General features: G+C 62.6%; 19 protein-coding genes. 9 read left to right on the forward strand and 10 right to left on the reverse strand.

What is annotated here, in order from left to right; translation table 11 throughout:
* Positions 1-249 precede the first annotated feature (249 nt).
* Positions 250-819 (forward strand): flavodoxin family protein, encoded by a 570-nt coding sequence (locus CRO59_RS06390; RefSeq protein WP_027611586.1) that lies wholly within the window; start codon positions 250-252, stop codon positions 817-819.
* 34 nt (positions 820-853) lie between these two features.
* On the opposite strand, the gene CRO59_RS06395 is transcribed toward CRO59_RS06390, so the two are convergent.
* A complete protein-coding gene (locus tag CRO59_RS06395; RefSeq protein WP_097088725.1) occupies positions 854-1,309 on the reverse strand; it encodes a helix-turn-helix domain-containing protein in 456 nt (151 codons plus the stop codon).
* 119 nt (positions 1,310-1,428) lie between these two features.
* Here CRO59_RS06395 and CRO59_RS28905 point away from each other — a divergent pair, with 119 nt between their 5' ends.
* The 6 genes from CRO59_RS28905 to ycaC all read left to right on the forward strand — a co-directional run bounded on the left by CRO59_RS28905 (position 1,429) and on the right by ycaC (position 6,352).
* The gene (locus CRO59_RS28905) at positions 1,429-1,560 is read left to right on the forward strand and encodes a hypothetical protein (RefSeq protein WP_256578447.1); all 132 of its coding nucleotides are present in this window, start codon (positions 1,429-1,431) and stop codon (positions 1,558-1,560) included.
* A gap of 57 nt (positions 1,561-1,617) precedes the next feature.
* Positions 1,618-2,541: a LysR family transcriptional regulator gene (locus tag CRO59_RS06400; RefSeq protein ID WP_096796195.1), complete on the forward strand. Its 924-nt coding sequence runs from the start codon at positions 1,618-1,620 to the stop codon at positions 2,539-2,541.
* Between the two features lie 214 nt (positions 2,542-2,755).
* Positions 2,756-3,172, forward strand: a complete 417-nt coding sequence (locus CRO59_RS06405; RefSeq protein WP_096796196.1) for a DoxX family protein — start codon at positions 2,756-2,758, stop codon at positions 3,170-3,172.
* On the forward strand, positions 3,165-3,791 hold the full coding sequence (locus CRO59_RS06410) for an antibiotic biosynthesis monooxygenase (protein ID WP_095136682.1): 627 nt from the start codon (positions 3,165-3,167) through the stop codon (positions 3,789-3,791). The genes CRO59_RS06405 and CRO59_RS06410 overlap by 8 nt, the downstream gene beginning before the upstream one ends.
* Positions 3,792-3,821: 30 nt before the next feature.
* Complete coding sequence (locus tag CRO59_RS06415; RefSeq protein WP_097088727.1) at positions 3,822-5,660, forward strand: amidohydrolase; 1,839 nt, start codon at positions 3,822-3,824, stop codon at positions 5,658-5,660.
* 68 nt (positions 5,661-5,728) lie between these two features.
* Positions 5,729-6,352, forward strand: a complete 624-nt coding sequence (gene ycaC / locus CRO59_RS06420) for an isochorismate family cysteine hydrolase YcaC (RefSeq protein WP_007961287.1) — start codon at positions 5,729-5,731, stop codon at positions 6,350-6,352.
* A 192-nt stretch (positions 6,353-6,544) separates the two neighbouring features.
* Here ycaC and CRO59_RS06425 read toward each other — a convergent pair whose 3' ends face one another.
* Complete coding sequence (locus CRO59_RS06425) at positions 6,545-7,972, reverse strand: mechanosensitive ion channel family protein (RefSeq protein WP_097088729.1); 1,428 nt, start codon at positions 7,970-7,972, stop codon at positions 6,545-6,547.
* A 206-nt stretch (positions 7,973-8,178) separates the two neighbouring features.
* Positions 8,179-9,195 carry an alpha/beta hydrolase gene (locus CRO59_RS06430; protein ID WP_097088731.1) on the reverse strand — a complete coding sequence of 339 codons (1,017 nt, stop codon included), beginning with the start codon at positions 9,193-9,195 and terminating at the stop codon, positions 8,179-8,181.
* Positions 9,196-9,324: 129 nt separating this feature from the next.
* Between CRO59_RS06430 and CRO59_RS06435 the strand changes: the two genes are divergently transcribed.
* Complete coding sequence (locus CRO59_RS06435; protein WP_097088733.1) at positions 9,325-10,212, forward strand: LysR family transcriptional regulator; 888 nt, start codon at positions 9,325-9,327, stop codon at positions 10,210-10,212.
* Positions 10,213-10,593: 381 nt separating this feature from the next.
* A complete protein-coding gene (locus tag CRO59_RS06440) occupies positions 10,594-11,400 on the forward strand; it encodes a class I SAM-dependent methyltransferase (RefSeq protein ID WP_097088735.1) in 807 nt (268 codons plus the stop codon).
* Between the two features lie 134 nt (positions 11,401-11,534).
* On the opposite strand, the gene CRO59_RS06445 is transcribed toward CRO59_RS06440, so the two are convergent.
* The 7 genes from CRO59_RS06445 to CRO59_RS06475 form a co-directional block, all read right to left on the reverse strand.
* Entirely contained in the window at positions 11,535-12,227 is a 693-nt protein-coding gene (locus CRO59_RS06445; RefSeq protein ID WP_027611596.1) for a GNAT family N-acetyltransferase, read from the reverse strand.
* A gap of 55 nt (positions 12,228-12,282) precedes the next feature.
* Positions 12,283-13,074, reverse strand: a complete 792-nt coding sequence (locus CRO59_RS06450; protein WP_097088737.1) for a ChbG/HpnK family deacetylase — start codon at positions 13,072-13,074, stop codon at positions 12,283-12,285.
* Positions 13,046-14,230, reverse strand: a complete 1,185-nt coding sequence (locus CRO59_RS06455; protein ID WP_097088739.1) for a GNAT family N-acetyltransferase — start codon at positions 14,228-14,230, stop codon at positions 13,046-13,048. Before CRO59_RS06455 ends, CRO59_RS06450 begins: the two co-directional genes overlap by 29 nt.
* Positions 14,231-14,234: 4 nt before the next feature.
* Positions 14,235-14,924: an N-acetyltransferase gene (locus CRO59_RS06460; protein ID WP_097088741.1), complete on the reverse strand. Its 690-nt coding sequence runs from the start codon at positions 14,922-14,924 to the stop codon at positions 14,235-14,237.
* A 215-nt stretch (positions 14,925-15,139) separates the two neighbouring features.
* Positions 15,140-17,059: a hypothetical protein gene (locus CRO59_RS06465; protein ID WP_097088743.1), complete on the reverse strand. Its 1,920-nt coding sequence runs from the start codon at positions 17,057-17,059 to the stop codon at positions 15,140-15,142.
* Positions 17,056-18,360: a lipopolysaccharide biosynthesis protein gene (locus CRO59_RS06470; protein WP_097088745.1), complete on the reverse strand. Its 1,305-nt coding sequence runs from the start codon at positions 18,358-18,360 to the stop codon at positions 17,056-17,058. The genes CRO59_RS06465 and CRO59_RS06470 overlap by 4 nt, the downstream gene beginning before the upstream one ends.
* Positions 18,357-19,358 carry a polysaccharide deacetylase family protein gene (locus CRO59_RS06475; RefSeq protein WP_097088747.1) on the reverse strand — a complete coding sequence of 334 codons (1,002 nt, stop codon included), beginning with the start codon at positions 19,356-19,358 and terminating at the stop codon, positions 18,357-18,359. Before CRO59_RS06475 ends, CRO59_RS06470 begins: the two co-directional genes overlap by 4 nt.
* Positions 19,359-19,363 lie beyond the last annotated feature (5 nt).

Here is a 19,363-nt window from a genome sequence, read left to right on the forward strand (position 1 = left end):
TTTTGCGGACATATTCCGCAGGTTCTGGCGTCAGTGCAACGTGCAGATTGCCGGCAATGCTCGAAAGTGATGCAGCGATCGGCATTTTTGCCCGCTGCAATGTTCAGACCAGCGCTTTGTCTCGCGGACAATTAACAACGATTAACTCGTCTGTGTTCGCTTCAACCCCAAAAATCCGCTGAATCAAGCCTGGCCTCAGGCCAGGACCTGATGGCTGCAATGGAGTGCACCCGAGCGGAGGACGGCGCAATGAGCAACGTGGTGGTGGTCTATCACAGCGGCTATGGCCACACTCGCGTCATGGCAGAAGCCGTGGCGCAGGGCGTCGAACGGCACTTGGGCAGTACCTGTCGGTTGGTGGCGGTAGAAGAAGTCGAGTTCTATTGGGATGAGTTGCACCGCGCCGACGCGATCATTTTCGGTGCGCCGACTTACATGGGCAGCGCGTCGGCGGGCTTCAAGCATTTCATGGAGGCCAGCGCGGCGTTCTATCTGGCGAAACCGTGGCGCAACAAGGTTGCCGCCGGGTTCACCAATTCCGGAAGCCTGTGCGGCGACAAGCTCAATACATTGCTGCAAATGGCGGTGTTCGCCGCGCAGCATTCGATGATCTGGGTGGGGCTCGACCTGCTCCCGGCGCGCTCGGTGGCGGGCTGCTTCGATGGACAGTTGAATCGTCTGGGCAGCGCGCTCGGGGCCATGTCGCAATCCAATGTCGAACAGCCCCCCGAGCAGGCGCCGCCGCTCGAAGACCGGCGCACAGCGGCACACCTGGGCGAGCGGGTGGCGCAAGTGGCGCAGCGCTTGAGGCAGCAATGAAGCGCAGGGAAATGAGCTTGGCGCGCGACAGCGTCTAGACCGCCAGGCGTATGCCGACAGGCGCGGCCGCTGACTGCGGTCTTTCGGGCTTCATGCCCGGCACCTCACGACACCGCCAGGCGAACGGACTGATCCCTTCGCTGCGAGTGAAGATATGGCAGAAGTGTGCCTGATCACAGAAGCCACACTCCAGGCTGATCTGCGTCAGGCTCAAGTGAGTGAACCGGATCAACTGCTTGGCGCGAGCGATGCGCTGGGTGCGGATCCAGTCCTGTGGCGAGAGTCCGGTACTGCATTTGAACGCCCGGGAAAAATGACTGCGTGACAACGAACAGGCCTCTGCCAGTTCGGTGACTTCCAGGCTTTCACCCAGGCGATCGAGGATCAACTGTTTGGCCCGCCGTTCGCGTTGCGGACTGAGGCCGCCGATGCGCGGTGTGCGGGATTCGCTGGAGGGGGCGAGGGCGACTGTTTGTTGTAAGTGAGCCATGGCCAATGTCCGTGTCGGGGGGGTAACGCACGCTCGGCACGTTTCCCTCTGGTCAAAAAAACAATGTTTCGCAGAGGGTTTCATTGTTGGACGGGGCCGGAAGACTGACGAGTTAAACGTTGTTAATTGCGCCGCAAAACGTTGAACTCAGCACATCGCTGCAAGTCGTCGCCATCGACAAACACTTCCAATGGGTGCCGGTGAAATACGGCCCATACAAACCTGCGGCCAGCGTACCGTTGATCAAGTAAAGTACGGCGCTATCGCACCCGACTGAACACGACTTCTCAAGCAAGGAACTCGAGCCCATGAACCGTAACGATCTGCGTCGCGTCGACATGAACCTGCTGGTGATTTTCGAAGCGCTGATGTTCGAAAAGAACCTGACCCGCGTCGCCGAAAAACTGTTCATGGGCCAACCGGCGGTCAGTGCGGCGCTGGGGCGGTTGCGTGACCTGTTCGATGATCCGTTGCTGCTGCGCAACGGTCGCAGCATGGAGCCGACCGCCCGCGCGCTGGCGATTCTGCAGGAGCTGCAACCGGCGATGGATGTGATCTCCGGCGCGGTCAGCCGGGCCAAGGAATTCGACCCGGCCAGCAGTTGCGACGTGTTCCGCATCGGCCTGTCGGACGACGCCGAGTTCGGTCTGTTTCCGCCGCTGCTGCGACAGCTTCAGCAGGAAGCACCGGGGATTGTCGTGGTGGTGCGCCGTGCCAATTATCTGTTGATGCCGGCGCTGCTGGCGTCCGGGGAAATCTCCGTCGGCGTCAGTTACACCACCGATCTGCCGGCCAACGCCAAGCGCAAGAAACTGCGCGACATTCCCTGCAAAGTGCTACGCGGCGATGACCGGCCTGGGCCGCTGACGCTGGACGAATACTGCGAGCGCCCGCACGCGATGGTGTCGTTCTCCGGTGACCTGAGCGGCAACATCGACCTGGACCTGGCCAAGGTTGGCCGGCGTCGGCGCGTGGTGCTCGGCGTGCCGCAGTTCAGCGGTTTGCGCGCGTTGCTCGCCGGCACCGAAATGATTGCCACCGTGCCGGACTATGCCGCGTGTGCGCTGGTCGAAGGTTGCGCGTTGCGCGCTGAAGATCCACCGTTCCCGATCGACGCCGCACAGCTGTCGATGGCCTGGAGCGGGGTACACGACAACGACCCGGCCGAGCGCTGGCTGCGCTCGCGGATCAGCCAGTTCATGGCGGCGCCGCTGGATATCCCGCCTGCCTGACGCGCCAAGTTTCCCTGTGGGAGCGGGCTTGCTCGCGAAAACGGTATGTCATTCAACAATGATGCTGGCTGACCGGACGCCACTGTCGGATCGCCGCCCGCACCAGGCTCGCTCGCACAGGAATCCGACTCGCCTGAAAGAGAGCACATCCATTCAATTTTCCCTCGCCCACACCGAGCATGATTCAACCCGATAAGGATTTAAGGGTAGGGTCATGAGCGCATCACAACACGATGAACAGGCACAGGATATCGGTCTGCTGTTTCTGCGGGTCAGCGGCGGGCTGTTCCTGCTGTGGGTCCACGGTTTGCCCAAGCTGCTGGACTTCAACGCGCAATTGCAGCAGATCGAAGATCCGTTCCACCTCGGCGCGCACCTCACACTCTGCCTGGCGATTTTCGCTGAAGTCCTCTGTCCGCTACTGATCGTCGCCGGGGTGCTGGCGCGATTGGCCTGCTTGCCTATTCTTTTTGTTCTGCTGGTGGCGCTGCTGGTCGTGCATCCGCAATGGAGTGTGGCCGAGGGGCAATTCGGTTGGTTGCTGTTGATCCTGTTCGCCACTGTGTTTATCGCCGGGCCGGGACGCCTGGCGCTCAATGTTCGTCTGCCCGGAGTGCTGCGTTATGCCTGAAGCCCTGAGTCCAAAAGCACCGGGGGTCGGTGAAACCGTGACCCTGATCGTCAAGCACCGGGTCAAGGCCGGGTTTGAACAGCCATACGAGGCGTGGTTGCGCAACATCGTCCGGGTCGCCGGGCAGCGCGACGGTCACCTCGGGGTCGACGTGGTGCGCGGCAAGTTGGCCGGTCTCGACACGTACACCTGCGTCCTGCGCTTTTCCTCCACCGAGGCCATGCAGCTGTGGCTGGAATCGCCGCAGCGTCAGGCGCTGGTGGATGAAGCGGCGCCGATGCTCGCCGATGGCGACCAGACCGAAGTCGCACCGGTCAACGAATTCTGGTTCGCGCCGCTGGCCGATGCCGCGAAGCCGCCGCCGCGCTGGAAGCAAGCGGTGATCACCCTGCTGGTGATTCTGCCGCACACGCTGCTGGTGCCGCTGATCTGGGGGCCGCTGCTCAAGCTGCATCCGCTGCTTTCCAACTACGTGGTCGCCACGTTCCTGATCACCCTGACCATCGTCCTGTCGGTGGTGTACGTGTTCATGCCCCGCGTGACCCGGTTGTTCGCGCCGTGGCTGGAAGCCGGTCAGGCCCATGCTCACGTCGAGCCGGCGAAACAGCCGTCACGCTGACACCCATTCATCTACTCGAAAGGAACTGCGATGAACGCCGATCTGATTCTGTTCAATGGCCAATTTCATACCGTAGACCGCAGCAAGCCGCTGGCCAGTGCCGTGGCGATCAAGGACGGCCGCTTTGTCGTCGTTGGCAACGACACCCAGGCCATGGCCCTGCGTGGTTCGGCCACGCAAGTGATCGACATGCACGGGCGCTGCGTGATCCCCGGCCTCAACGACTCGCACCTGCACCTGATCCGTGGCGGCCTCAACTACAACCTCGAACTGCGTTGGGAAGGCGTACCGTCGCTGGCCGATGCGTTGCGCATGCTCAAGGAGCAGGCCGACCGTACGCCGACTCCGCAATGGGTGCGCGTGGTTGGTGGCTGGAACGAATTCCAGTTCGCCGAAAAACGCATGCCGACTCTTGAGGAACTCAACCAGGCCGCACCGGACACTCCGGTATTCGTCCTGCACCTGTACGACCGCGCGCTGCTCAACCGCGCCGCACTGCGCGTTGCCGGTTACACCCGCGACACGCCGAACCCACCGGGTGGCGAGATCGTGCGCGATGCCAACGGCAACCCGACCGGCATGCTGGTGGCAAAACCCAATGCGATGATTCTGTACTCGACGCTGGCCAAGGGGCCGAAGCTGCCGCTGGACTATCAGGTCAACTCGACCCGGCAGTTCATGCGCGAACTCAATCGCCTCGGCCTGACCAGCGCGATCGATGCCGGCGGTGGTTTCCAGAACTATCCAGATGACTATCAGGTGATCGAGCAACTGGCCAAGGATGATCAGTTGACCGTGCGCATCGCCTACAACCTGTTCACCCAGAAGCCCAAAGAAGAGCTGACTGATTTCCAGAACTGGACCAGCAGCGTCAAGTTGCACCAGGGCGACGATTACCTGCGGCACAACGGCGCTGGCGAGATGCTGGTGTTCTCCGCCGCCGACTTCGAAGACTTTCTCGAACCGCGCCCGGACCTGCCGCAGACCATGGAGCAGGAGCTGGAACCGGTGGTGCGCCATCTGGTCGAGCAGCGCTGGCCGTTCCGTCTGCACGCCACTTACAACGAATCGATCAGCCGCATGCTCGACGTGTTCGAGAAGGTCAATCGCGATATTCCGTTCAACGGTCTGCCGTGGTTCTTCGACCACGCCGAAACCATCACCCCGCAGAACATCGAGCGGGTGAGGGCGCTGGGCGGCGGCATCGCGATTCAGGATCGCATGGCGTTCCAGGGCGAATACTTCGTTGACCGTTACGGCGCGAAAGCCGCCGAAGCCACGCCGCCGATCAAACGCATGCTCGCCGAAGGCATACCGGTCGGCGCCGGCACCGATGCCACGCGGGTTTCCAGCTACAACCCGTGGACCTCGCTGTACTGGATGGTCAGCGGTCGCACCGTCGGCGGTCTGGCCTTGTACGAAGAAGGTCTGCCACGCACTACCGCACTGGAACTGTTCACCCACGGCAGCGCCTGGTTCTCGTCGGAGCAGGGCAAGAAGGGCCAGATCAAGGTCGGGCAACTGGCGGATCTGGCGGCGCTGAGCGCGGACTTCTTCCACGTCGAGGAAGAAGCGATCAAGTGGATCGAGTCGGTGCTGACCGTGGTCGGCGGCAAGATCGTCTACGCCGCCGGCGACTTCGAAGACCTCGGCCCACGCTCGATCCCCGTGCTGCCGGACTGGTCGCCGGTGGTCAAGGTGCCGGGCCACTGGCGCCCGAACTCGCCGTTGCAGGCGCAAGTGCACCAGTGCGTCGGTGCCTGCGCAGTGCACGCGCACAGCCATGAAAAAGCCCGACTGTCGAACGCACCGGTCAGCGACTTCGCCGGTTTCTGGGGCGCGTTCGGCTGTTCCTGTTTCGCTTTCTGATCACTACAAAAAAGCGCCGGCCATCCGGTCGGCGCCTCACGCAACAACCATCCACCGAGGAGTTTCCCATGAGCGTTCCCTACAAGCGTCTGAACAAAGATGATGCGGTCGTGCTGCTGGTCGACCACCAGACCGGTCTGATCTCGCTGGTACAGGATTTCACCCCTAACGAGTTCAAGAACAACGTGCTGGCGCTGGGCGACATCGCCAAGTTCTTCAAGCTGCCGACCATCCTCACCACCAGTTTCGATGCCGGCCCGAACGGCCCGATCGTGCCTGAGCTGCGCGAGCAATTCCCCGATGCACCGTTCATTCAGCGCCCTGGCCAGATCAATGCCTGGGACAACGAAGACTTCGTCAAGGCGATCAAGGCCACCGGCCGCAAGCAACTGATCATCGCCGGTGTGGTGACGGACGTTTGCGTGGCATTCCCGACCCTGTCGGCCATTGCTGAAGGCTTCGAAGTGTTCGTGGTCACCGATTCTTCCGGCACCTTCAACACCACCGTGCAACAAGCCGCGTGGGCGCGCATGTCGGCCGCCGGTGCACACCTGCTGAACTGGTTCTCGGTAGCGTGCGAGCTGCAAGGTGACTGGCGCAACGACATGGAAGGCCTGGCGCATCTGCTGTCCGAACGCCTGCCGAACTACCGCAACCTGATCAACAGCTACACCAAGTTCACGGCCAAGTGATGCCTGAAGCCCCTCACCCTAGCCCTCTCCCAGAGGGAGAGGGGACTGACCGAGGGGTTTGTTCGCGATACGCCGACCTGCAATACCGAGCCGATCTCCGAAATTGAAGTACACGGAGATCTGCTCCCTTTCCCCCTCGCCCCCTTGGGGGAGAGGGTTGGGGTGAGGGGGGCTCTTGATCTTGCTCTCGCATCAGCGCTTTTGCAGCCAACCCAGAAAACCACCCTTGCGCACCGCCACCGGTTTGGCCATCAACGCCAGCCGGCTGTTCTGCTGTCGCACGGCCTGCAATTTGTTCAGCGCCTGGCCGACTTCGCTGCGCTGCTCCATGCATTGGCGGGTCAGCGCTTTGTCGAGGCGATAGATGATGCTCGACGTCAGCGCGGTGAACGTCGCTTGCGACGGGGTATCGGCGAGGATGCTCTGTTCGCCCATGACCTCGCTCGGCCCCATGCGTCCGGCTTCGGTCTGGCCGTTGCCGTCGGGCACGGTCGCACTGACCACCCCGGTGGCGATGACAAACAGACTGTCGGGCACTTCATCCAGCCCCAGCACCACCTGACCGGCCGCGTATTGCTGCGCGACCATCGATTCGGCGAGGCGATCACGTTCCTCATGGCTCAGCGAGCGGAAAACTTTCACTTCATCGAGCAAGGCCCGGGCGCGGGTCGAGGGCTCGATCACGCCATCGGGGTGCCGGGAAATTCCTGCGGCTTCGAGATGCCGGTGGGCGAGGTCGAACAGTTGATTGCGCACTTCGCCTTTCTTGCTCAGTTCAATGATGAAGCCGCTGGCGACGTACTCCGACATCTCCTCGCCGGCCTCTTTCAACACGGCTTTGGGCGGCGGATTGAGCAGCAGACTGCTGCTGCCCTGCAGCGTGCGGTCGAGGGCGTCGAGCACCCGCCGCGGGCGAATGTGATTCGGCACCTTGATGCTGATCGACACCCCGTGCAGGTTGGTCGGGCGACTGAGATTGACGATCTTCGCCTTGGCCGCCACCGAGTTCGGCACCACGGCCAGGGTTCCGCTGCTGGTCAACAGATGCGTGGCGCGCCAGTCGATGTCGATGACCTTGCCCTCGACACCGTCGATCACCACGAAATCGTCGACCTGATACGGCTTGGTGGTGTTGAGCACGATTCCCGAGAACACGTCGCTCAAGGTGCTTTGCAACGCCAGACCGACGACGATCGCCACCACCCCGGAAGTCGCCAGCAAACCCTTGACCGGCAGTTCCAGCACATAGCCGGCGGCCGCGACGATCGCCGCCAGAAACACCAGCGCGCCGATCACGTCCTGCAACAGCCGACCGCTGTGGCCGATGCGTCGCATCAGTGCCAGACCGATCACCTCGGTGAGCACCCGCGCGGCGTACAGCCACCAGACAATCCCCAACGCCGTTGCGCCCAGTTGCATCACCCGGTCATCGGCGAACAGCGGCGCCTGCAACGGGCTGATCTCGGCGTTGATGATCAGTGCGCTGAACGCCAGAAACAGCGCCAGGCGAATGCCGACTCTCGGTGCGCGATGCTGAAACGGCGCGAGGTGCCAGAGCAGCGCATCGAGCAGCAGCAGGGCGGCGCTCCAGGACAGTGGGTGAGTGAGGAGGATGGACATGGCGATCTCCGGAACTGCATGAACGTTGGTGTTGAAGAGGCTTTTGTGGTGAGGGGATTCATCCCCGATGGACTGCGCAGCAGTCCCCTGCCTTTCTGGTTAGCGGCGGGGTCGCTTCGCAACCCATCGGGGATGAATCCCCTCACCACAAGGGTTCCTGCAGACAAAAAACTCGCCACACCGTCAGGTGTGGCGAGGGAGGGGGCTTAGTTCAGATGTGTTTTCAGCTCAGCCGCGGCCTGGCGCACGGCCGCTTTCACTTCGGGAATCTGGCTCAGCGGATTGAGCAAGCCAAAGTCATGAATCATCCCGTTGTAACGCACCGACGTCACCGGCACACCGGCCGCATCCAGATGCCGCGCATAGCCTTCGCCTTCATCACGCAACACATCGAACTCGGCGGTCTGCACCAGCGCGGCGGGCAGGCCCTTGAGCTGTTCGCTGCTGGCGTTCAGTGGCGAGGCGTGGATCTGTGCGCGCTCGGCCGGGTTGGTGGTGTAGTTGTCCCAGAACCATTGCATCATGCCCTTGGTGAGGAAGTGGCCCTCGGCGAATTGCTGGTACGAGCCGTCGTCGAACTGCGCGTTGGTCACCGGCCACATCAGCAACTGGAAGCGCAGGGCCGGGCTCTGCTTTTCTTTGGCCATCAGCGCCACGACCGCCGCCATGTTGCCGCCGACGCTGTTGCCGGCCACCGCCAGACGCTTGCCGTCGACGCCAATGTCCTTGCCATGCTCTGCCACCCATTTGGTCGCCGCGTAGGCCTGGTTGATCGCTGTCGGGTACTGCGCTTCCGGCGACGGCGTGTAATCGACGTACACCGCGACCGCTCCAGAACCGACCACCAGATCGCGAATCAAGCGTTGGTGCGTCGGGTAATCGCCCAACACCCAACCGCCGCCGTGGAAGAACATGAACACCGGCAATTCACCTTTGACCTTGGCCGGACGCACCACTTTGAGGTTGATCGTCTGGCCATCGACCTTGATTGCCTTGTCACTGACTTCAACTCCGGACAGGTCAACCTTTACCGAGGCCTGAGCGCCGGTCAGCACTGCACGGGCATCCTTCGGGCTGAGTTGCTCCAGCGGTTTGCCGCCGCCGGCGGCGAGGGCTTCGAGAAACGCCTGGGTGTTGTGTTCGACACCCGGGCTGCCGGCGGCGAACGCGTTGCCGATGGACAGGGCGAGGAGGGATGCGGTCAGGGTTTTTTTGATGTTCATGCTCAATTCCATTTTCGAAAGTTATTGGTGTTGTGTCGGGCTGTTTTCAAACCGTGAGCACAGATTAATGAGCTGTCGAAAAGTGAAAAAGCGGCTATAAAGCGTTTGACTGTCTACCAGAGAGTGACAATGAACCCGTTCGAAGACATGCGTATTTTTTGCCAGGTCATGGACTCCGGCAGTTTCACTGCTGCGGCCGATCAGTTGGGCCTGTCCAAGCAGTTCGTCAGCCGCCGTTTGATGCAGCTCGAAGAGCGCCTCGGTGTGCGGCTGTTGAACCGTTCCACCCGACGCCTAGACGTCACGCCACTGGGCCAGAGCTACTACGAATCGGCGCTGCGTCTGCTGGGCGAAGTGGAACAGGTCGAGCAGGGCATCGCCGGGCAGACTGCCGAGCCGCGCGGGACCATTCGCGTCAGTGCGCCGCTGTCATTTGCTGTCGCGCATCTGGGCTGTCTGCTGCCGCTGTTCCTGCAGCGCTATCGCGATGTCACCGTGGAGGTGGATTTGAGCGACCGCCCGGTGGATCTGCTTGGCGAAGGTTATGACCTGGCACTGCGCATTGGTGTACTGGAAGACTCAACATTGATCGCCCGGCGCATCGCCGCCATCGAACGGGTGTACTGCGCCAGCCCGGCATATCTGGCCGAACGCGGTACGCCGCTTACCCCCGAAGACCTGTACAGCCACGACTGCCTGCCGTACGGCCATGGTCGTTCGGTGCAATGGCGCTTCAATGCGGGGCAGGGCAAGCCGCTGCTGGTCAATGTCACCGGACGCATGCGGGTGAACAATGGCGAGCTGCTGAGGGACGCGGCGGTGCAGGGGATGGGGATTACTTATCTGCCGACGTTCATCGTCGGCGCGGCGCTGAAGGACGGGCGGCTGCTGCCAGTGCTCGACGACTACCGCCCCGAACCGCTGACCCTGTCGGCGGTGTATCCGCAGCACCGTCAGGCGTCGCGCCCGGTGCAGGCACTGGTCGAATTCCTGCGCGAACGCCTCAACCAGATGTGACCACGCCAAAAGTGTGGGAGCGGGCTTGCTCGCGAAGAGGTCGTGTCAGTCGATGAAGATGTTGGCCGGACCGACGTCTTCGCGAGCAAGCCCGCTCCCACTGGTTGTGCGACGTGTGCAAATCTTGTGGGAGCTTTTTGCAGCGATGAGGCCCGGTCGCAAAAAGCTCTACGAAGCCGCCGCATTACCCCCTGTGGGAGCGGGCTTGCTCGCGAAAGCGTCCTGTCAGCCAACATCTCCGTTGCCTGACTCACCGCCTTCGCGAGCAAGCCCGGTCCCACAGTGGATCGGCGGTGTGGCTTACAAAGTCGCAACAACCGTACTGATCGGGCTGTTCTAGACTCGGGTCCGCTCAATCACGAGCATCGCCCGGAGTGCGCCATGGAAGTGCCCAACAATAAAACCGCCATCGACAGCAATCGACAGGCGTGGAACGATTCTGCTCGTCATCACCGTGAGTCGGCGGAATGGCAAGCGCTGTTGAACGATGTGTCAAAGGCTGATTTCTCCTGCCTCGATGACACCTTGCGCGGTCTGCTGGAACAGGTCGGCGTCGATGGCAAAGCGCTGATTCAACTCGGTTGCAACAATGGTCGCGAAAGCCTGTCGCTGTTCGCCATCGGTGCGCGCAGTGTGGTCGGCGTCGATCAATCGGAGGCGTTTCTCGAACAGGCCCGCGAACTGAACCAGCGCTCGCCGTACAACGCCGAATTCATCGAAAGCGATATCCATCACCTGCCGGCTGCGCTGCACAGCCGCTTCGACGTGGCGCTGATCACCATCGGCGTGCTGAACTGGATGCCCGACATCGGCGAGTTCTTTCGCCACGTGGCGTTGACCCTGAAGCCGGGCGGCAAACTGGTGATCTACGAAACCCATCCGTTTCTGGAAATGGTCGACCCCGACGCCGAAGACCCGTACCGCCTCGCCAGCTCCTACTTCCGCGCCGAGCCATTCGTGCAGGAAGAACCGATCGTCTACGTCGGCAAGGTCGAACAGCAGGCTGCCAAGTCCTACTGGTTCGTACACACCCTCGGCGCGATCTTCAGCGGCGCCATCGCGGCCGGCCTGAACATCGCGCACTTCAAGGAGTATGCGCATTCGAACCGCGAAGAGGTGTATGACCAGTATCTGAATCGCGAGGCGCAGATGCCGTTGTGCTTCACCTTGGTCGCTCGCAAAACCTGAGAATTTGTTGCTCCATCTGGCCTCATCGTGAGCAGGCTCACTCCTACACGTGATCGGTGTCGTACACAAATCCACTGTGGGAGCGAGCCTGCTCGCGATGGCGGCCAAATGGCCGCCATGCCTCTAACGATTGATCACGCCTGCGCCGCCGCACTCACCACCGGCCGCCCAGGTTTGCGCAGGGGGTCCAGGCGTGAGCCGTCATAGCGGCTTTCGCGGTAGAAGCGCCAGCGGCCGAACAGGCCGTAGACGTGGGTGACGCGGCCCTGTTCGTGGTAGCCCATGCGGATGTGCAGTTTCAGCGCCGGGATGTTGTGAGTTTCGCAGACATCGACGACTTTGTCGCAACCCTGGGCAGCCATGGCTTCCCAGAGGGCGACTTGCACGTCCACCGACAGACTGGTGCCGAAATACGGGCGGGCCATTTCGCCGCCGAATTCGAAGAACTCGCCGGGTTTGACCGGGAACCAGCAGCCGTAATAGTGGCGGTCGTGGTAGTCGCGCATGCTGCCCCAGATGAATGCCACCGCGTGGCCGTCGGCATCCAGGTACATGTGCCCGGTGTGGCCCTCGGCGGCGAGTTCGGCCATGGTTTCCACGCGGTCGCCGAAGTGCTTGGCGAAGGCCCCGGTGTTGAGCTGGGTGATATCGACTTTGCGCAAACCTTCGTACGGGCGCAGCTTGTGCGGTGGCACCGGGGAAACCAGATCGCGCTCCATCCACAGCAGCTCCCAGTGGAAGAACACGTAGCGTTTCCACAGGGTGGCGAAGAGACGGCCGAGGCCCTTTTGACGAATGCGTTCGCGCAGTTTTTCGATAACACTCATGTTGCCCTCCGTGGCCGAAGCCCGGTGTGGTGGATGTTGCTGTTGTGGGGATGAATCAATCGAGTGCCGTGGCACCCCGTAAAAAATCCTTGTGCAGATCGGCATAGGACACCCGTGGCACACCCGGCAGCCGCTGCTCCAGCACGTGGCTCAGGGACTCTTCGGGGTTGAGGTAGGCATCACCGAAATCGCTGCCTAGCTGATTCGGGTGGGCAACGATTTCCAGCACGCCGTCGTTCGGCGCGGGGTCGTTACGCAGATCCACTGGCGTGCACACATAGTCCGCCGTGGCTCCGACCAGACTCTGCAAGCGCCAGTTGAGCAGACCCTTGAACACGCGTTTCGGCAGACTGAGGTTCTGCCCCAGGTTGCGCGCCAGGCGAATCGGCACGCCTTGATGGGCAGCAAAGCGCGCGACGATTTCGCCGATCGGCCAGATGTTGTGCACGTGCTGATGCGAGTCGATATGGCTCGGCCGTACGCCGTGTTCGACGCAGCGCTGCCACTGCGCCTGCAACTCTTCCCGCACCGCGTCGCGATCTTCGCGACTGAGCCAAAAGCTGTGCCGTGGCAGGCTCAGATCGAACACGCCGTGGCCGTCGCAGAAGGTGCGACTGCGCAGGATTGAGGTACTCAGCGGCCGCCCGTAGGTCAGGTTGAAATGCAATCCGACCCGACCTTGCAGCGACGGATGCCGGGCCATTGCGCAGGCTGCTTCGAACGCCGGCATGTTGGCCATGGCCGTGGCCGAGCTGATGACCCCGGCCTGAAACGCGGCGAAGATCGTCGCGTTTTCGTTCGGGCTCAAACCGAAATCGTCAGCGTTGACTATGACTTGGCGAGGCATGATCGCCCTCCGTGGTGATGACGACAGGTGTGGGCGCCGATGCCGGTCTGGCCGCACGTCGCGCGCGCCATTGCTGCACCGTCGGTTTCAAGCGCTGCCAGAGCCGCAACCCCAGCCCCAGCAACATCCCGCTGGGGCGCCAGGAATAGAAACTCCAGCGCCAGTGTTCCAGTTGTCCGGTCATGCGTTCGTGCAGTTGGTGGCTGGAGTTTTTCAGGCTGACCCGCGAGGCATCGATCCAGCGCCAATGCTCGTCCAGCCCCCAGCGAATCCATTCCTCCAGCAGCACCCGGCCGCTGCCCAGATCGGCGTATTGCGGCAGGAACGCGAGGTTGTAATCGTAGAGTCGACCCTGTTCCAGCAAGCCGAGGCGATAGCTGATGCAACGCCCGTTGAGTTCCAGCGTCACCACCCGCACCAGGCCCTGGCCGGCGAGGGCGGTGAAGGCGCGTTCGATCCATTGCCGACTGCGCTCGCTGGCGAAGATCCCCACGCCTTCGTCACCTTTCCAGCTCACCGCTTCGACTTCGCTGATCGCCCGCAACAGCGGACCCATGCTCAGCGCGTCGGGACTGATGCGCCGCACCTGGGCGCCACACGCGGCAATCCGTTTGCGCGCCCGCCGCAGCTTGTAGCGCGGGTCGCCGGAGACCTCCTGATGATCGGCGTCGCTGATCAGATGCACCGGCACCCGACAACTGAGACGGCGTTCGCCCGCAGAACTGTGGGCCATCCATTCGGTCAGGGCGCTTTCCTCACCCGCCGGCTCGGACAATTCGTTGAGTTGCAGCAGGGCGTGCGGCAGCTGTCGGCGGATCAGGTGCAAGGCTTCGCGCATGTCTTCGCCCTTGAGCAATGACAGCAGCGCCAGCCGGTCCGCCAGCGGATATCCCAAGTGGTGCAGTACACGAAACGGCACGCCGGCAAAGCGCTCACGGCCCGCTACCAGCGGCAGGCACAGGCGCAATTCGTCCGCTTCCCAACCGAGCAGGATGTGCAGGCGCTCACCCGCGCCCAGTGCCTGCTCCGCCGCGCACAACCAGCCCAGGTGGTTGAACGGCGTGTGATCCGTCACCTGCAGGCGCAGCGCTTCATAGGCGGCTGCCGGGAAGTCGGCGGCGCACAGTGAAGTGCGCCATTCGAATCGCGCCGTCATAGGCTCAGACCGCCGTGGCTGTGACAGGTGGACGGGACGGTTTGCGCAGCGCATCCAGTCGCGAACCGCTGTAGCGGGTTTCGCGGTAGAAACGCCAGCGACCGAACAGGGTGTAGACATTCATGATCCGGCCTTGCTCGGTGTAACCCATGCGCAGGTGCAGTTTCAGCGCCGGGACGTTGTGGAACTCGCAGACGTCCACCACCTTGTTGCAGCCCTGGGCCGCCATGGCTTTCCACAGTTCCAGTTGCAGGTCCACCGAGAGTTCGCTGCCCCAGTAGGCACGGGTCAGCTCGCCACCGAATTCGAAGAACTCGCCGGGTTTCACCGGGAACAGGCAGCCGTAGTAATGCCGGTCGAAGTAGTCCCGTGCGCTGCCCCAGATGAACGCCACGGCATCGCCGTGATCGTCCAGGTGCATGTGCCCGGTGTGGCCTTCGTTGGCCAGCTCGGCCATGGTCCCGACGCGGTCGCCGAAGTAGCGGGCGAAGGCGCTGGCGTTGTTGGCGGTGATCTTCACCACCCGCAGCGGCGGATACGGTTTGAGGCTGTGCGGTGGCACCGGACTGACCAGATCGCGTTCCATCCACAGCAATTCCTGATGGAAAAACACGTAGTGCTTCCACGCCTTGGCGAGGGTGGCGCGCAGGCCTTTTTGTTTGATGTGCTGGCTGAGTTTGCTGACGGTACCCATGTTCTGTACTCCGGCGTTCCGGCAGGGCGAACAACTGTGGCGAGGGGCTCTGTGGCGAGGGGATTTATCCCCGATGGGCTGCGAAGCGGCCCCGCATTTACAGGCTAAAAGCGACGACTGCTGCGCAGCCGATCGGGGATAAATCCCCTCGCCACAAAAACTCCCTACCCACAAATCTTTGTTCGCTTTACCTTTTCTGATATTCGGAATTGGGTTCATGACGCGCTCCAGCTCAGGGCGAACAGGGTTTCTCCTGGCAAGTCGAAGCTGACGCGTCCGTCGCGGCAGGCGAATGGCGCGTCGCGGCTGCGGTTGTCCGCGCCGAAGTAACGCAGCGCACCGTTGTTCAGCGGGCACTTGGCGCCTCTCAGGTCAACACGCTGCAAACGCGTGCCCTTGTTCACACCGAGCAGACCCCGCTGCTCGTCGCCGGCCATCGCCAGCACATCGACTTCAAAGCCATCGTTTTCTAGCCACAGCACTTGGTGCAGCCAATGCTGCGCGATGAACTGCTGGGCCAGACCTACCGGCTTCAACTCGAAACGCTCAGCGCCCAAAACCCGGATCATGCCCTTGGGATACTGCGGTTCATCGGCGGCCTGAAACCAGTTGAGCATCGTCAGCAAACCGTCCTGCGAAGCGTTGATCACCACCGAGGCCCACCACAGCGAGGCGTAGTGGGTTTCCTGATCGTAGGGGCTGAGGCTGGAGCCGCTGGACAGATTGGTCTGATCCAGCAGCAAGGCTTTGCGCGGCTGGCCGTGGGCGTCGAGGCCGACCAGTTCGGCGGCGCGGTGCACGCTGTCGCGGTAAACCCGGGTGGCGAGCAGGTCGCGGATCATCCATTCGTGCCACGCCAGTGCGTCGATCTGCTCGGCGGATTCACCGAGCAAACGTCGCGCCCAGTCGATGCCGCGCTTGTCTGCCGCGTTGTCGGCAAACGGCCCGTTGACCAGCCGTGAACTGGCCGGCATGGCGATGCGCACGCCGGCCCTGGCATTCGCCGGATCGCTGCGCACTTGCCTGGCCATGCTGGCGAAAATCGCCCGGTATTGCTCGAAGCTCGAATAGTTGAGGTTCGGCTCATCAGCAAAACCGATGTAGTGCGTGCCTTTGCCGCCCAAGGCGCGGGTGCCGGCCAGCCATGCATCGAGGCCGCCATTGCTTTGCACGTCGGCGCGCAGATCGGCCTGACGCTGGCTGCCGGCGAGCAGGGTGATGTCCTGACGGATGCCGAAGCGCTCCTGATAAGCCTGGCGGAACGCGTCTTCGAAGTGCGGATTTTTCGCCGTGACATCGACAAAGCTGTAGTAGCTGGCGGCGGTCGCTTTCAGCGCATCCAGCACCGCGTGACTACTGGCGGGTGGCATCACGTAGGGCAGGGCGATGCCCAGATCCGGGGTGCGGCCGAGGATTTTGTCATGCAGGGTCAGGTGGATCTGGCCGGACTCTTCGCGCACAGGTTTGAGTTGCTGCGGAGTTTGCGCAAACCGATTGGCCGTGCCGTCGAGCCAGAACGCCGCTTTGCCGCTGCCTTGCAGACGCAGGCGCCAGACCTGTTCGCGTTCGCTGACCGGCAACGCCAGTTGATCGAACTGCCAGTAGGCGCGATAGGGTTTGAGCGCCAGCGTCAGTGACTGATCATCGCCCACCCGTTGCGCCTGCAGCGCGTTGACCCCGCCATGAAACTTGCCGGCCAGCACCGCGTGTTCCCCCGGCGCCACCTTGAAATACAACTCGTCGCCGTTCTGCGTCTGCGCGCTGAAATGCACCTTGGCCGGTTCGAACAGCGCCACGGTGCGGTCGTCGTGTTCGACCCGGTAATTGCGGAAGCTGTAGCCGGGAATTTCCAGGCGATAACTGGCGGCACCCGGCAGCAACGCCCAGCTCTGGGTGCCACGGGTTTCGCTGGCTTTGATCAAGCGCTCGCCCTGCAATTTGCCCTGACCGTCGAGCAGGTACAGATGCTCTTCGTTGGCATCGGCCTGCCACGCCGGGGTCCAGCGCACGGTCACGCTGTCCGGGCGGTCGGTTTGCAGATACAGGCTGCCGTCGCGGATCTCGCCCCAGCGCATCGACGCGGCAAAGGCGTCCAGCGACAGGCCGAGACCGAGCAGCAGGACCAGGCCTTTCATGCGGCCTTCCGTTGCAACATCTGCCACATCGGCGCGATGTCACTGGGCAGGATGATCAAAGTTTGCCAGAACGCCACGCCGCTCAAACGGCAGTACAACACCAGCATCGCCACCGTCACCGCCAGATAGGCAATCGATGAAGCCGCCGCTGCGCCAATGATGCCGTAGGCCGGAATCAACACCAGGTTCAGCGCCAGATTGAGCAGGGCGCCGAGGCCCATCAGCAGCGACACCGTGCCGGGGCGGTTTTTCCCCAGCAGGTCCAGACGCAGGATGCTCGCGTAGCACAGGCCGAGCAGCCCCGGCAGCAAGGCGAGCAGCGCTGGATACGCCGGTTGGTAGGCGATGCCGAACAGGGTGACGATCAGCCAGTTGCCGATCACGGCCATGCTCAGGCACGCGCCGAGCATCACCGTGGCGGTCAGGCGCAGGGCCAGCGGAGTGACCTTGTCCATGCCTTCGTCCTGTTGCAACAGGCGTTTCATCAGCGGCGTGGTCACCGCTTCCGGCACGATCAGCAGCAGTTCGGCGGCGGCGCTGGCCATCGCGTAATGACCCAGCGCGGTGCTGCCGAGCAGGGCGCCGATGAACAGGTAATCCGAGCGCAGAATCACTTGCTGGAACAGCAGGTCCGGATGGCTGCGGGCGCTGTAGCGCAGCAGTTCGTTCTGGCTGGCGCGATCCCACTGCAACTGCAGCGGTTGCGCCCGTTTCAGCCAGACCCAACCGGCCAGCACTACCAGGCTGATCCCGGCCAGCCAACTGATCAACGCGGCTTCCAGCGCCGCGCTTTTCCACATCCAGAACAGCGCGAGAAACAGCAGCAACGGCGCCAGTGATTCGGTCAGGCGCAAGGCGTTGAACGCAACCACGCCACCGGAGGCGTTGTGCAGGGTCAGCAGGCCGCTTTTCAGCACGGTCAGCGGCACCGCCAGCAGCAACAGCCACGCCAGCAGACCAAGCTGCACGGTGACATCCAGTTCACTGCCGAACTCACGGACCAGCGCCACCACCAGCAGGGTAAGCAGACCCGCGAGCAAGCAACCGAACACCAGCACCTGACTCAGCAGCAGGCCCATCGGCCGTTGTTTGGCGGCCTGATAACCGACGGCTGAATTCAACCCGCCACTGGTGGCAGCGCTGATCAGATCGGGCAGGGTGCTAAGCAGCGCGAACAACCCGCGCTCACTCGGCCCTAGGATCCGCGCCAGCAACACGTTACGCAGCAGGCGCAAGGCGATCATCGCCAGTTTGGTGCCCATGCTCAGCGCCAGATGCTTGAGGTAATGGCTGCGGCTCATGGCCGGTTTCCACGAAAGATGCGCCACGAAAGCAGCTCAGGATTGCGCGCAGTACGCTGGCTGACACCGAAACGCGGCAGGTTCAGCGGATCGCCTTCACCGCGATAGATGCCGGTGCCGGTGCCCAGCGCGAACGGATAATCGTGCGCGGCAATCTGTTTTCTTACTCGCTCGTCGTTGTTGCCGTTGGGGTAGCAATACACCGGTAACGGCCGGTTACAGCCGTTGCTCAAGGCGTCGCGGCTGCGGCTGATTTCTTCGCTCAGGCGCACATCGTCCAGTTCAGTGAGGATCGCGTGGCTGGCGCCGTGCGGGCCGAAGCGCACCAGCCCCGAGGCTTCCAGCGCCCGTACCTGATGCCAGTCCAGCGCTTGCGGCTGCGCTTCGGGCGGGCATTCGTCGGTCAGGCGTTCGAGCATCGCCGGTTCAAGGTTTTTCAGGCTTTGCAGGTAATGCAGCAGCGACAGGCTGCGGCGATCAACGTCGATGTCATCCACCAGCACCGGCACCGGGTGGTGGATTACGTGCAGGCATTCGATCAAGTGCATGCGGGCCTTTTCGCCGTGGCTGCCCCACAGGGTTTCGCCGAGGCTTTCCCACCAGAAGCGCTGACGGCTGCCGATGAAATCGGTGGAGAGAAAAATGCTCGCTGGCACCTGATGTTTTTGCAGCAATGGGAACGCATTGACCGCGTTGTCGCGCCAGCCATCGTCGAAGGTCAGCGCCACCCTTGGGCGTTCGCTGCGCAGTGCGGTGGGCGTGAGGATGTCCATCAGCGGCACGCAATCGAAGTGCCGGCGCAGCCACACCAGCAGGTGCTCGAACGCCTTGGGCCCGACACACAGCTCATTGCGGTGCGGCAAGTCGGCGGCGCGGTCGTTGGCCAGCACCCGATGCAGCATCAGAATCACCCCGGCGCCGTGCAACTGGTTTCGTCCCACGGGCGAGTTGAGGTAAAGCCAGCCACTGGTGCGTTTTATCAGTTGTTTGATCGCCATGGCTT

The organism is Pseudomonas sp. LAMO17WK12:I5 (assembly GCF_900215165.1).
GTDB lineage: Bacteria > Pseudomonadota > Gammaproteobacteria > Pseudomonadales > Pseudomonadaceae > Aquipseudomonas > Aquipseudomonas putida_A.